Source organism: Nocardia sp. bgisy134, assembly GCF_057708325.1.
In genome coordinates, this window is the sequence record NZ_JBYIRW010000012.1 from 23,264 (window position 1) to 36,629 (window position 13,366).

Annotated in this window: 14 protein-coding genes; 9 read left to right on the plus strand and 5 right to left on the minus strand. The window is 67.1% G+C overall.

From position 1 onward, the window contains the following. Positions 1-39: 39 nt before the first annotated feature. Positions 40-693: a CoA transferase subunit B gene (locus tag AC3ERS_RS21385; RefSeq protein ID WP_431969824.1), complete on the minus strand. Its 654-nt coding sequence runs from the start codon at positions 691-693 to the stop codon at positions 40-42. Continuing rightward, the gene (locus AC3ERS_RS21390; RefSeq protein ID WP_431970011.1) at positions 690-1,436 is read right to left on the minus strand and encodes a CoA transferase subunit A; all 747 of its coding nucleotides are present in this window, start codon (positions 1,434-1,436) and stop codon (positions 690-692) included. The genes AC3ERS_RS21385 and AC3ERS_RS21390 overlap by 4 nt, the downstream gene beginning before the upstream one ends. Before the next feature lie 79 nt (positions 1,437-1,515). Here AC3ERS_RS21390 and AC3ERS_RS21395 point away from each other — a divergent pair, with 79 nt between their 5' ends. Next, complete coding sequence (locus AC3ERS_RS21395) at positions 1,516-2,295, plus strand: IclR family transcriptional regulator domain-containing protein (protein ID WP_431969825.1); 780 nt, start codon at positions 1,516-1,518, stop codon at positions 2,293-2,295. A gap of 27 nt (positions 2,296-2,322) precedes the next feature. Here the strand turns inward: AC3ERS_RS21395 and AC3ERS_RS21400 are convergent, their stop codons facing one another. Next, a complete protein-coding gene (locus tag AC3ERS_RS21400; RefSeq protein ID WP_431969826.1) occupies positions 2,323-3,099 on the minus strand; it encodes a helix-turn-helix domain-containing protein in 777 nt (258 codons plus the stop codon). A 396-nt stretch (positions 3,100-3,495) separates the two neighbouring features. On the opposite strand from AC3ERS_RS21400, the gene AC3ERS_RS21405 reads away from it, so the two are divergent. The 6 genes from AC3ERS_RS21405 to AC3ERS_RS21430 all read left to right on the plus strand — a co-directional run bounded on the left by AC3ERS_RS21405 (position 3,496) and on the right by AC3ERS_RS21430 (position 9,403). Next, positions 3,496-4,386 (plus strand): NAD(P)-dependent oxidoreductase, encoded by an 891-nt coding sequence (locus AC3ERS_RS21405; RefSeq protein WP_431969827.1) that lies wholly within the window; start codon positions 3,496-3,498, stop codon positions 4,384-4,386. Next, positions 4,383-4,790, plus strand: coding sequence for a nuclear transport factor 2 family protein (locus AC3ERS_RS21410; RefSeq protein WP_431969828.1), 408 nt, complete (start codon positions 4,383-4,385; stop codon positions 4,788-4,790). The genes AC3ERS_RS21405 and AC3ERS_RS21410 overlap by 4 nt, the downstream gene beginning before the upstream one ends. Then, entirely contained in the window at positions 4,787-5,857 is a 1,071-nt protein-coding gene (locus tag AC3ERS_RS21415) for a maleylacetate reductase (protein ID WP_431969829.1), read from the plus strand. The genes AC3ERS_RS21410 and AC3ERS_RS21415 overlap by 4 nt, the downstream gene beginning before the upstream one ends. Next, the gene (locus AC3ERS_RS21420) at positions 5,854-6,738 is read left to right on the plus strand and encodes a dioxygenase family protein (protein WP_431969830.1); all 885 of its coding nucleotides are present in this window, start codon (positions 5,854-5,856) and stop codon (positions 6,736-6,738) included. Before AC3ERS_RS21415 ends, AC3ERS_RS21420 begins: the two co-directional genes overlap by 4 nt. A 292-nt stretch (positions 6,739-7,030) precedes the next feature. Beyond that, entirely contained in the window at positions 7,031-8,263 is a 1,233-nt protein-coding gene (locus AC3ERS_RS21425) for an MFS transporter (RefSeq protein WP_431969831.1), read from the plus strand. 87 nt (positions 8,264-8,350) lie between these two features. Then, entirely contained in the window at positions 8,351-9,403 is a 1,053-nt protein-coding gene (locus AC3ERS_RS21430) for a zinc-dependent alcohol dehydrogenase (RefSeq protein WP_431970012.1), read from the plus strand. Positions 9,404-9,541: 138 nt separating this feature from the next. Here the strand turns inward: AC3ERS_RS21430 and AC3ERS_RS21435 are convergent, their stop codons facing one another. Beyond that, positions 9,542-10,165, minus strand: a complete 624-nt coding sequence (locus AC3ERS_RS21435; protein WP_431969832.1) for a prolipoprotein diacylglyceryl transferase — start codon at positions 10,163-10,165, stop codon at positions 9,542-9,544. After that, the gene (locus tag AC3ERS_RS21440; RefSeq protein WP_431969833.1) at positions 10,162-10,725 is read right to left on the minus strand and encodes a hypothetical protein; all 564 of its coding nucleotides are present in this window, start codon (positions 10,723-10,725) and stop codon (positions 10,162-10,164) included. Before AC3ERS_RS21440 ends, AC3ERS_RS21435 begins: the two co-directional genes overlap by 4 nt. A 382-nt stretch (positions 10,726-11,107) precedes the next feature. Here AC3ERS_RS21440 and AC3ERS_RS21445 point away from each other — a divergent pair, with 382 nt between their 5' ends. Continuing rightward, a complete protein-coding gene (locus AC3ERS_RS21445; protein WP_431969834.1) occupies positions 11,108-11,752 on the plus strand; it encodes a TetR/AcrR family transcriptional regulator in 645 nt (214 codons plus the stop codon). A 755-nt stretch (positions 11,753-12,507) separates the two neighbouring features. After that, a complete protein-coding gene (locus AC3ERS_RS21450; protein WP_431969835.1) occupies positions 12,508-13,269 on the plus strand; it encodes a hypothetical protein in 762 nt (253 codons plus the stop codon). Positions 13,270-13,366: the final 97 nt, after the last annotated feature.

Below are 13,366 nucleotides of genomic sequence, written 5' to 3' on the forward strand. Positions count from 1 at the left end.
CGGCAACGCGCGGTGCGAGCCCGAACCGACCGACCGATGTCAACAGACCGGTTCGACGTCTGCCGCGACCCGGAAGTCCGCTCCCGTGGCCTCTCGCACCTCGGATTCACTGACTCCCGGCGCGGTCTCGACCAGCACGAGCCCGTCGGGTCCGACATCCATCACCGCCATGTCGGTGATGATTCGGTGCACGCAGCGCATTCCGGTCAGCGGCAGAGTGCATCGGTCGACAATCTTCGGTTCGCCGCCGCGGGAGACGTGTTCCATCATCACGATGACCCGTTGTGCGCCGTGGACCAGGTCCATCGCGCCTCCCATGCCCTTGACCAGCTTGCCCGGAATCATCCAGTTCGCCAGGTCTCCCCGCGCGCTGACCTGCATGGCGCCGAGAACGGCGACATCGACGCAGCCGCCACGGATCATCCCGAAGGACTGCGCGGAGTCGAAATACGATGCACCCGGCACCACCGTGATCGTCTCCTTCCCGGCGTTGATCAGCTCGGGATCGAGTTCGGCTTCGGTCGGGTAGGGCCCGACGCCGAGAACTCCGTTCTCCGAATGCAAGACGACCGTGACATCGTCGGGTAGGTAGTTCGGAACCAAGGTCGGCATGCCGATGCCGAGGTTCACATACTGGCCGTCGCGCAACTCGGCAGCCACGCGCGCCGCCAGCTCCTGCCGTGTCCGTTTCATGCCCTTACCGTCCTGTTCTCGATGCCGACCTCGACCTTTCCGACGTGGACCACGCGCTGCACGTGGATGCCCTGCGTGTGCACATCGTCCGGGTCCAGCTCCCCCGGCTCCACCAGCGTCTCCACCTGAGCGATGGTGATGCGGCCTGCCGCGGCCGCAGGCGGATTGAAGTTTCGGGCGCTGCGGCGATACACGAGATTGCCGTGACGGTCGCCTTTCCAGGCGTGAACGAGTGCGAAGTCGGTGACGATCGCATGTTCCAGCACATAGGGAACCCCGCCGAAGTCCCGGGTTTCCTTCGGAGAACTCGCGAGGGCGATCCCACCGCCACCGTCATAACGCAGCGGAAGGCCACCGTCCGCGACTTGCGTGCCCACACCAGCGGGCGTGTAGAACGCCGGAATGCCTACGCCGCCGGCCCGCATCCGCTCGGCCAGCGTCCCCTGCGGCGTCAGCTCCACCTCGAGCTCGCCGGACAGGAACTGGCGTGCGAACTCGGCGTTCGCGCCGACATAGGAGCTCGTAGTGCGGCGGATCCGGCGAGCCTCCAGCAGCACGCCCAAACCGACACCGGCTGTCCCGCAGTTGTTGCTGACGACCTCCAGATTCGTGGCGCCTTGCGCGAGCACGGCATCGATCAGCGCCTGGGGGACGCCGACCAGCCCGAATCCGCCGACCGCCAGCGACGCACCGTCGTGAATATCAGCGACGGCTTCGGCCGCCGTCGCAAAGACTTTGTCCATCACGGCAGCGATGATAGACCGCGCGTTCGTTCTACGCACTATAGTTCGCATAGCGAACACATAGGAGGATTCGGCAGCCATGACAGAACCGTCGCCGGAATACGTGCAGTCCCTCGGACGCGGCTTGGCCGTCATCCGATCGTTCAACGCCAGGCATCCCCGGCGCACGCTGAGCGAGGTCGCCAAAGACACGGGCCTCACACGTGCGACGGCGCGGCGCTTCCTGCTGACCTTGATCGAGCTCGGCTACCTGCGCACCGACGGGTCGCAGTTCTGGCTCACCCCCAAGGTGCTCGAGCTCGGCTACAGCTTTCTGTCCAGCCTCTCCCTGCCCGATGTCGCAGGCCCGCACCTGGAAACCCTGGCAGAGCGGGTGCGCGAGTCGACCTCGGTGTCGATTCTGGACGGGACCGACATCGTCTACGTCGCACGGGTACCCGTCAGCCGCATCATGACCGTGTCGATCGACATCGGCACCCGCTTTCCGGCATTCGCCACCTCGATGGGTCGTGTCCTGCTGGCCGGGCTCGAACCCGAGGCGCTCGACCGGCACCTGGCCGAGGCCGAGCTCATACCGCTCACCGAGGCGACGATCACGACGCAACGGCAGCTTCGCGAAGAACTGGCGCGGGTACGCGCCGACGGTTACTGCGTCGTCGACCAAGAACTCGAGCAGGGGCTGCGGTCGATGGCCGCACCCATCCGCGACCAGACCGGCACCGTCGTTGCGGCGGTGAACATTTCCACCCAAGCGGCCCGCTACTCCCTCGGCGAGGTCCACGCCACGCTGATACCGGCCCTACTCGAGACAAGTGCCGCGATCGAGCTGGATCTGACCCGGATTCGGTCCAACACCTGACGCCCACCGAGCCTCTCGCGGCCAGACTCACTCGCTCCGGCGGGTTTCCGAACTCATGTCCTGGCGGTCCTGCTCGATACGAGCCGGCCCGGCTCCGAGCAGGTCCAGCACGTCGACGGCATTCGCCACGCGGGGCGATGATTCGGTCTCACCGAGTTGCGAAGCGACCCATGCGCGCGTGTGGACCAGATCGTGGCGACCGGACACGAACCACACTCCCCGCGCGGGCTCGTCGCCCTCGTTGACATACAGGTGCGGTCTGGTGGAGTCGAAGCACAGCGAGTCACCGGCGGCGATCGAGTAGCGGTCGAAGTCCAGCAGCAGCGTCAACTCACCGGAGAACAGGTAGGCGTACTCGGTTCCCTGGTGGCGCATCAGCATTCGGTCGACCGAGCTGGCGGCCCCCGGCTCGTAGGTCACCAGCAGGGCATCGACAGCGCCATGCGGATCGACGGCCAGCTTCTCCCACCGAACTCCGTTCGCCATCTCCAGAACAGGGTTGTCCGCGGCGCGCTGAACAACGCTGGACGGCTGGCTGGGGCCTGAGCGCTCGGATGATCCCGAGCCCGCGACGGGGGTCGGGGAGCCTTCGGCACGGCCGTGTCCGATGCCCAGCAGCTCGTCGAGTGAGACATCGAGGTGGGTGACCAGCGCGTACAACGTGCTCACCGACGGCTGGGACTTGCCGGTCTCGATCTGGGAGAGCTGGCTGGCCGAGATTCCCGCTGCCGCCGCCAGCCCCCGCAGACTCAGGCCACGCTCGAGGCGCGCCTGCCGCAATACCGACCCGATCCTGTCCTGCATCAGCGCACCCCTGTCCACATACACACCCGAGTATCAACTCTCAGTGAACAGTACCGGCCGCACGCGGTGAACAGCGAGGGCCGACGGTCAGCACGGCCCGGCATTCCCGCAACCATCAGCGGTTGACCTGGTCACGACACAAAGTGGCAGGAACAAATAGCGTTCCGCTATTCAATCATGTGTTCCGTGACAGTTGACACTCACGCGGAGCTGTTCCATTATACTGAACACATTGGTGGCCCCTACGGCCCGTTCCCGTCATCGACGACCTAGGAGACTCGTGTCCTCCCCGATTCCACGACTTCGCTCGACCTGTCCGCCTCCGCCTTCGGCGACTGCTCGTCGAGTTCGCCGGTTCGCCGATTCGCACTCGTCGGAGGCCGGTGAGGGGCAGCCGTGCTGATCGGATTCGCGGGACTGGGACGGATGGGCCGGCCGATGGCCGCGCACCTGGCACGGGCGGGCCACACCGTTCTCGCCTACGATCCCGCGGTCGAGCGAGCCCCAGAGGGAGTAACCGTTCTCTATTCGGTCGACGAACTCGCCGTGGTGCCTCTGTCGATCAGCATGCTGCCCGATGGCGAATCCACGCGCGCACTGGTCGTCGACGGCTTGCGCGAGGTGGCCGCCGGCCACCTGCACATCGTGATGGGCACTGTCGGCCCCGAAGTCGTGCGCGAACTGGCAGGCCGACCGCAGCTGGAACTGATCGACGCGCCGGTGTCGGGCAGTGTGTCGATGGCCGAAACCGCTGCCATCACAACGATGGTCGGCGCTACCCCCGAACAGTACGAGCGGGTTCGCCCAGTGCTGGCCGCGATGACCGCGGCCCAGTTCCACGCAGGCCCGGTCGGTTCGGGGTCGGCGGCCAAGCTCGCGGTCAACGCGGTGCTCGCCGGACTGAGTCAGGCTGTCGCAGAAGGACTTCTACTTGCCGAAGCGGGCGATCTCGATCTGGCGACCTTCTACGACATCCTGCGCAACAGCGCAGCGGGCGCCCCCTACGTCGGCTACAAACAGCAGGCGTATCTGGCGCCGGACGCCGCACCCGTCGCGGCGCCGGTGTCGCTCATCCGTAAGGACCTCGGCCTCGCCCTCGACCTCGCCCATCGACACGGGCTCACCCTGCCGGGATCCGAAGCCGCGCTCGCCGTGCTCGACGACGCCATCGCCGACGGGCTGGGCCAGGCGGACATGGCCCGAATTCTCACCGCGCTGCGCCGCCGCAGTCGTGCGCCACTTCGCGGAACCCTCTCCACCCCTCAGCAGACAGGAGCAAGCCGATGAGCGGCGAAACCACCACCGCCACAGCGGAGATCGAGTCGACCATTCGGTCGCTCGAGGACGAACGCTACGCCGCGGTGCTGGCAGGAGACATCGAACGGTTCGCCGCACTGGCCCACCCGTCCCTCGTCTACACCCACTCCAACGCCGATGTCGACACCCTCGACAGCTACCTCGACAAGCTCCGCTCGGGCCACTACGTCTATCACCGCATCGATCACCCGGTGACACGAATCGTCGTCGCGGACGACACCGCTGTCGTCCTCGGTGAGATGCACGCCGATATCACCGCGGGCGGAGTGCGCAAGCAGCTGGCCAACCGCGCACTGGCGGTGTGGGTGCGCGAAGGCGCCGGCTGGCTGCTCCTCGCCTACCAGCCGACGGTCATCCCGGGAGACATCCGATGACGACCTTCACCTACGACGGACTACCCGGTCGCGTCGTCTTCGGCGCAGGCGCCGCGCGCACCGAACTGCTCGGCGAGGTCGACCTTCTCGGAGCCGAACGTATTCTCCTCATCTCCTCCGGCCCGGAAGGCGAAACCGCGACGCGGCTGTGCGCCCCCTTCGCCGACCGGCTCATCGAGACCTTTTCTGGTGTGCGCCCACATGTTCCGGTGGACGTCGCCGAGCTCGCTCGTGAAGCAGCGGCCGAGGCCGACCTGGTGCTGTCCGTCGGAGGCGGCTCTACGACAGGAACAGCCAAGGCCGTCGCGCTGACCACCGCTCTGCCGATCATCGCCGTACCGACAACCTATGCGGGGTCGGAGGTCACGCCCGTGTGGGGAATGACCGACAAGGGCCGCAAGACCACGGGGACCGATCGACGGGTCCTGCCGAAGACAGTGGTCTACGACCCCGAGCTGACGTTGTCACTGCCCGTAGAGCTCTCCGCCGCCAGCGGCCTCAACGCGGTGGCGCACTGCGTCGAAGCGTTCTGGGCGCCCGGGCGCAATCCGGTGTCGAGCGCTGTCGCGGAAGACGGCATCCGCCACCTCGCCAACGGCTTGGCGACGATTGCCACCACGCCGACAGACCCCGCTACCCGCACCGAGCTACTACTCGGCGCCTACCTCGCTGGATCGGCATTCGCCGTGGCCGGCTCGGGGCTGCACCACAAGATCTGCCACGTCCTCGGCGGCGCGTTCGATCTGCCCCACGCGCAAACACACGCGATCGTCCTGCCGCATGTGCTGGCCTACAACGCCCCGAACGCACCCGAGGCCGCCGACCGGATCAGCCGTGCACTCGGCCGATCCGGCTTCGTCGACGGGCTGCGCGAAGTGGGCGAGAAGCTCGGCGTCCCGGCCGGGTTGCGCGACCTCGGCATGACCGAAGCCGATATCGAGGCCGTGATCGAAGACATCCTGGCGATTGCCCCGGCCGACAACCCCACCCCTGTCACACCAGCCGGTCTCCGCGCGATTCTGCACGCGGCATGGGCCGGATCCGACCTAGCAAGGCACACGCCATGACCACCGACCACATCGTCGCCGCCGACCGGGAACAAGCCGTCACCGAAGAAGTTCTCGCCAGCTTCGACGCCACGCCCGATCCCCGGCTGCGTGAGGTGATGCATAGCCTCGTACGGCACCTGCACGCCTTCGCCCGAGACGTCCGGCTCAGCGAACGCGAGTGGGAGACGGCGATCGAGTTCCTCACCCGCGCCGGGCATATCACCGACGAGCACCGCCAGGAGTTCATTCTGTTGTCCGACGTGCTCGGCCTGTCCATGCTGACCGTCGCCATCAACGAACCATCCGCACCCGGCGCCACCGAATCGACGGTGTTCGGTCCCTTCTTCGTCGACACGGCCCCCGAAGTACCGCTCGGTGGCGACATCGCTCGCGGCGCGTCCGGGATCCGCTGCTATGTGTCAGGCCAGGTTCGGTCGGTCACCGGAGAACCGATCGACGGAGCGCGCATCGAGGTATGGGAAGCCGACCAGGACGGCTTCTACGACGTCCAGTACCCCGACGGCCGCTCGGCAGGCCGCGGATGGCTGCGGTCGGGTGAGAACGGCGAGTACCGATTCTGGTCGGTGCTGCCCGCGCCGTACCCGATCCCGCACGACGGTCCGGTCGGAGACCTGCTGGCGGCGACCGCCCGCGGCCCGATGCGGCCTGCTCACCTCCATTTCATGGTCACCGCCTCCGGGTTCCGGACCCTGATCACGCACATCTTCGTCGCGGGCGACCCGTACCTCGGCTGTGACGCGGTCTTCGGGGTGAAGCAAGACCTTGTGGTCGAAGCAATCCACCACCTCGACGGCCCCGCCCCAGACGGGTCACATCCCGAAACAGGCTGGGCGAGCATCGCTTTCGACCTGATTCTCGCCACCCACGACGGTCGTTAGCACTTCGGTGCCGAACCGCACCGTTGCCGCGGGAAAGCGCAGCCGCCCGTAATCGGCTGTCCACCACGGCAATCGACAATTCCGCCGGGCAATTCCACAGCCCGGACACTCAGCCGACCGGAGCCTCCGAGGCCCGAATCGATCGGTGCCGCAGTCACTCACCGTCCAGTTCTCCACTGACGTGCCGCGACTCGATACCGGACCTGCCCCTGCGGGGAACCCCGTTCCCCGCGATCGAAGTTTCACTGCTGCAAGGGCATTCGCCGCAGCGGCTCACAATGGAGGTGCGACGATGCGACGTACTCGTTGGATCGTGCTCAGCGGGTGTTTCCTCGCCTACCTGTTCGATGCCCTGGAGATAGTTCTGCTGTCCATGGCGCTACCGACGATACGCAAGGACATGGGCCTTTCGGCCACCCAAGGTGGACTACTGGCCACCGCCACGCTGATCGGCATCGGCGTCAGCAGTGTCCTGGGCGGATACGTGGCCGACAACTTCGGGCGCAAGAAGGCGCTCATCGCCTCGCTGGTCACCTTCGGCGTCTTCACCGCGGCGATCGCCGTCGTGCCGAACTATGAAATGTTCCTGCTGCTGCGGTTCCTCGCCGGCATCGGGCTCGGCGCGGTGTGGAGTGTGGTCTCGGCGTATGTGGTCGAGACCTGGCCGGAGAAGAGCCGGGGTCGTGCGGCGGCGTTCGTGATCAGTGCCTTCCCTGCCGGTGGCGCGATGGCAGCCACCATTTCCGGCCAGTTCCTGCCCGACTGGCGCCTGATGTTCCTGGTGGCAGGCGCCGCCGTCGCGCTCCCGGTCCTCGTGGTCCTCATCTTTTTCACCGAATCCGCCCGCTGGGCAGCCCACAAGGCCGACAACACAGGCGATGTCGTCTCGGTCCGCGACGTCCTCGGCTCGTCGCTGCGCCGCAGGACACTGCTGGGTACCCTCATGGCGGCCCTGGCGCTGTTCGGCTACTGGGGTGCCACGACCTGGTTGCCCACCTACCTCACCACCGAGCGTGATCTGCCATCGAGCTCGGTAGCGGTGTTCATGACGATCCTGAACCTGGGAATGTTCGCCGGATACAACGGATTCGGCTTCCTCGCCGACCACATCGGCCGTCACCGGACGATCATCCTGACCTTGCTCGGGGTCTCGCTGACATTGCCGGTCTACGCGGTCACCACCCATCAGAGCACGCTGCTGTGGCTGGGTCCGCTGTTCGGCGTGTTCACCGCATTCTTCGGCCTGTTCGGCTCCTACCTGGGCGAACTGTTCCCGACGAGGGCTCGGGCCACAGGCGCCGGATTCTGTTTCAACGTCGGCCGCGGGGTGTCCGCGTTGGCGCCGTTCGCGCTCGCCGGCCTTGCCACCACCATCGGATTCAGCGGTGGGCTCCTCGTGTGCGCCGGGTTCTTCGCCCTCGCCGCACTGGTCGCGATGATGCTGCCCCGCACCGGAGCGACCACCGACAGCGTTGTCTCCGAACGCATCACCGATCCGCGAGACGGCGCGCCAACCACGGTGTGAGTCCCGTTCCCGGGCCGGTCGGCACGCCACGGCGCCGACCGGCCCGGTGCCGAACCAACCGAGAGGAAAACTCCTGTGCCACCGACGATGAAAGCCGCTGTGTACTACGGCGCCCGCGACATTCGGCTCGAAGAAGTAGACATCCCGACGCCTGGTGAAGGTGAGGCGCTCGTCCGAGTGTTGCGTTCGGGTATCTGCGGGACAGACGCTTCCGAATGGGTGGCCGGTCCGAGAATCTATCCCGTCGAACGCCGCCACCAACACAGCGGCCACCTCGGGCCCATCATTCCAGGCCACGAGTTCGTCGGTGAGATCGTCGAAGCCGACCCGGACTCCGAGCTCCCGCCGGGCAGCCTCGTCGCCAGTGGCGCCGGAGTCTGGTGCGGGACCTGCCGGAGATGCCGTGAAGGCCGAACGAACCAATGCGCGCGGTACAAGACGTTAGGACTCAACGTCGACGGCGGCATGGCCGAATACGTGGCGGTGCCCTCGAAAGCGTTGCGCCAGTTGCCCAGTGGTGTGCCCCTGGACCATGCCGGACTCGCGCAACCACTCGCGGTCGGCATCCACGCAGCCCGACGAGCCGGGGCACGCGACGGCGACCGTATCGTCGTCATCGGCGCCGGAGCCATCGGCTCGTTCGTCCTCGCAGGCCTCGCACACCTCGGCGACTTCGACATCACCGTCATCGACTTCCCCGGTAGCCGCCTCGAACGCGCGGCGCGGCTGGGAGCCGACCGCTGCCTCCCACCATCGCAGACCATCGCCGCCGAAGTCACCGACGCTCTCCGAGGCCGCAAACCCGATGTTGTCATCGAGGCGAGCGGCGCGCCGGGACAACTGGCGGCAGCGCTCGAGATGGTTGTCGATGGCGGCCGGGTGCAAGCCATCGGGATTCCCAAGGAGAAGCCCGCGCTCGACCTGCACTCGATGATCTTTCGCGAGATCACCCTCGACACCACACTCGCGCACGTCTGCGACAACGACCTGCCTGCCGCATTGCAAATCCTCGCCACCAGCCCGCTGCTGGGAAACGAATTCGCCGAGACACCAGTGGGACTCGACCACTTAGGCGCATCACTCGACCGACTCGCCGACGGCCAGGTGGAAGGCAAGATCCTCATCGACCCCGCCGCATGACCCCAGGCCGCAGGCTTCCGCGGGGCGCGTGAAGCGCTCCCGTTCGGCATCCCGCCGACCGCGCAGGGCCCGCAGCAGTTCGTCGAGATCCACAACACCGATCACTTCCTGGTGACCGATGTGGAGTCGCCCGTCCGGCTAGGCGCCCGTCGACAGCAACTGGTCGAAGAACTCCTTGTAGCCGCGCAGCGCCTGCCGGAGGTCTTCGGTGTCCGACGTGTCGCCGCGCCGCTCGTCGAGGTCGTGCTTGCGCTGCTGGCAGGTGGCGATCATCTGGTCCATGGTGCCGCTGACCAGGTCGTCGGCGCGGGCGACAGCGGTTTTCGGATCGTCGACGAAGGTGACCTGGACCTCCCGCCACTGCGTGCGCAGGCGATCGGAATCGGCTTCGGGGAGCAGCGGTACGGGCTGGCCGCCTGCGGCGGTCGCCTGCTCGGACGTCGCGGCGGTGCGCGACCCGGCGTACTCGACGCGTTCGGTGGCGGACTCCCCTGCCGCGGTGTCCGCACGCGCGGACTCCGGCGCGCGAGCGGGACGGTCCGCCTCGACCGTATCGCCGGTGCGCCGTGCTTCGGGGTCCGCGGTCCGCTCAGTGTCGTTCCGTGCCTCTGCGGATTCACCGACCCTCTCCGCGTCGGCCCCCTGGCGGCGGCCTGCCTCCGGCGCTCCCGCGCCGTACTTGTCATCCTGGGACTTCGAGCCGGTTTCCCCAGTTCTCGCCGTCCCGTCTCCGGGCAGTCGCCGCTCGGACTCGGTGCTCATGATTTCACGTCCTTGTTCTCCTGGCCGCCCACGCCGACCAGGTCTTGAAACAGTTCTCGGTAGTGCACGATGGCGGTGCGACGGTCCTCGGTGGACACCTCGGATTCCGCGGGTCGCGTCACGATCTCGTGCGCGGCGCGATAGTGACCCAGCGGAGCGGCGTGCTCTACGGACAGATCGGCGATCTGCTGCTCGTAGTTCTCCGTGGGGTAGCCACGCTCGGACATGATCGTGGTGACGAGGCGGTCGGCCTCGGTCAACGCCCCTGAGGGGTCGTCGATGAAACGCTCCTGCACCTCTACCCAGCGGGTGGTGTAGACCCGCTTCTCGTCGTCCGACAGTTCACGTAACCGCAGTTTCGCGTGCCTGCGCTCGCGTTCACTGAGTTCGCGCTCGGCGGCCTTGCGGTCTTCGCTTTCCTCGATCGTCCGGTCGTACTCGGGCCCGAACGTGCGACGTAGTCGCTGCCTGCGCAACATAGGCCACACCAGGAACGCGACAACAGCCGCGACGACGACAATGGCGATGACGACAATGATTACCCATACTGCAGTCGACATCCGAACCTCCTTGTCGAGCTCGTTCGCAGGGGTAATGCCTCCTGGCGGTGGTTCCAAACTCTCGAGCGTCAAGAGGCTCTCTGCCGCCCGGCGCCGTCAGCGGCGCGACGACGAGAACACACGGGCAAAGCCGTTGCGGCACAGCGCTGCTCGTCATTCGGGGGCGTTCGCGCAGCGGCGCGGCGATTGAGCACAGTTTTCACGGCGATTCGAGTTCGTGCCGTGATGCGCCGGTCCGCGCCGAAACAACCCGTCGAATCGGTGGGAACGCCGAGGCCGTATCCGGGCCGCACTTCGAGACACGCCCCGGCTGGCCGAATCGAGCCTCGGGCGGGTTTCGTTGCGCGGGGCCGGGTGAGTGGGCGCCAGTAAGCTGGCCGCCATGGATTCAGCACTCGAGCCGACGCCGAGCCCGTCCACGCGGGGACGTAGGACGCGCGGTATCAGCGGTGACGACCGCGAGCGCGCGATCCTGGCCGGGGCGGAGCGCCTGCTCGCCGAGCGGCCCCTGTCGGAAATCTCGGTGGACGATCTGGCCAGGAGCGCCGGGATCTCGCGGCCGACCTTCTACTTCTATTTCGCCTCCAAGGAGCAGGTGGTGCTGTCCCTGCTCGACAAGCTCGTCCAGGAAGCCAGGGAACGCCGCGGCGAGGCGCTGCTGTCTCTGGATCGCGGGGAGGAGCAGGGGTGGCGCGCGGCGATCGGCGCGTTCGTCGCCACTTTCGCCGCACACCGCTCCGCCGCCGCGGCGAGCGCGGCCGCGCTGTCCAGCAGCGCCGCGGTCCAGGAATTGTGGTCTCAGGTGATGGAGCAGTTCATCGAGGACGGGGTGGTGGCGATCGAGGCCGAACGCCGTCGCGGCGCCGCGCCCGAGGGGATTCCGGCACGGGATCTGGCGACCTCGCTGAGCTGGATGGTCGAACGAAATCTGTTCGCCACCTTCGGCAGTCAGGGTCCCGCCGTGGCGGAGGACCGGCTCCTCGACACCCTTGTCTCGATTTACATGCAAGCGGTGTACCAGCGCTGAAGCGCCGGTCACCGCGCTGACAGCGGCGGTTGTCGAGACACCCTCCTGCGGCTGCGGCGACAGGGCGAACACCGAGCACCCCGCGTTCGCGCGCTCCGTACCGGCGGCCGCCGGTCGCCTTTGCCGATGAAGTACGGCTGCCATGCCGAAAGCTGTCAGCGCCACTGCCGTGAGGCCGAACGGAGCGTAGGTCGCGGCGAAGGCGAGCTTGCGGCCGGACTCGACGTACAGATCGGGCGGGTCGGCGGCGAGCATCTCGATCGGGAGTCGCGTGAAGCGTTCGACGAGTGCGAACTCGACCACGCAGGCCACCCCCGCCAGCAGCGCACCGCATACGACGAGTACGCGCGAACTCGGAGCTCTCACGGCAGATTTGTCCTTTCGAAGCCGTCTCCACGAAGTGATCGGAGCCACTGTCGTCACGGCAAGTGACGACGACCACGGCGAGTCCCGACTTTAGATGCCGCCTTGACCTCAGTCAACGCTGTGTTGATAATCTCATCACAACGTTGAATCGAGACGGCCTTCCTCATCCGGGCACGCAGCGCTCATGCCGACTGCGGGCACACTGCGTGCCCTCGCTTTCCGGACGAACCCGTCCCCGCTGCCCCTCTCCCCGCCGAGAAAGACATCACCGTGACCCCGACCCACACCACCCCTCCCCCGTCGGCGCCCGATTCGCTGACGTGAACCGAAACCGCCGCACGAATCGCGTGAACACAATCCCGGCCGTTCGTCCCACCAAGGAGTCGACGATGACCAAGCCCCTCCGCACCACGTCGATGCTCGCGCCCGTGATGCTGCGCGGCGACCTGCCCCGCGACGTCGCAACCTCGTATTGGTCGACCCGCCACGCCGAGAAGGTCAGGAAACTTCCGCACCTGATCGAATACAACCAGCGACACTTCTCCACCGACGATCACGGTTACTGGCCTGCGAGCACGGGAGTCGGCACCGCCATCCCGCCGCAGTGGCGCCTCGACGGGTGCGCGGAGATCCGGTTCCGCAGCGCGATCGCCGTCCCGGCAACGGCAGCCCACGCCCGCGAGGTGTATCTCGACGAGCAGAACGTCTTCGCTCGTGTGCTCACCCAGCCCACGGCTCCCGGCGGCGGCCGTTGGTGGACAACGGGTTTCGACGACACCTGTCACCACCACGTGGCGCTGCTGCTGCGCCGTCGACGCGGAGTGCGTACGTCCGCCTTCCGCGAGTTCGTGCACGGCCGCATGGCGCCGTCCCTGCTCGACGCAGGGGCGCGCGACCTGCGCTCCTACGTCTTTCTGCCGTGGACCCGCCTGAGCGACGTCTCCCCTGGCGTCGGGCATCACAATCCTGTCGAACACCGCTACCACGGCGCGGTGCTCTTCGGCACCGACTCCCGCGCCGCCGTCAACGAGCTGCTGCGCAACTCAGCCGTGGCTGTCCTCGTCGCCGATCAGCACGCGGTCCTCACCGCTGTGCACGCCTACAGCCTCGAACGCTCGGTCCCGGTCATCCGCGCGAACTCGAATTCGTAGACCAGGATTGCCTTTTCGCGTGTCGGATCCCGACGAGGTCGAAATTCGAGCCGAGCACTCGGATCTCGTCGTCGACTCGGTCGCACCGCGCAGCACG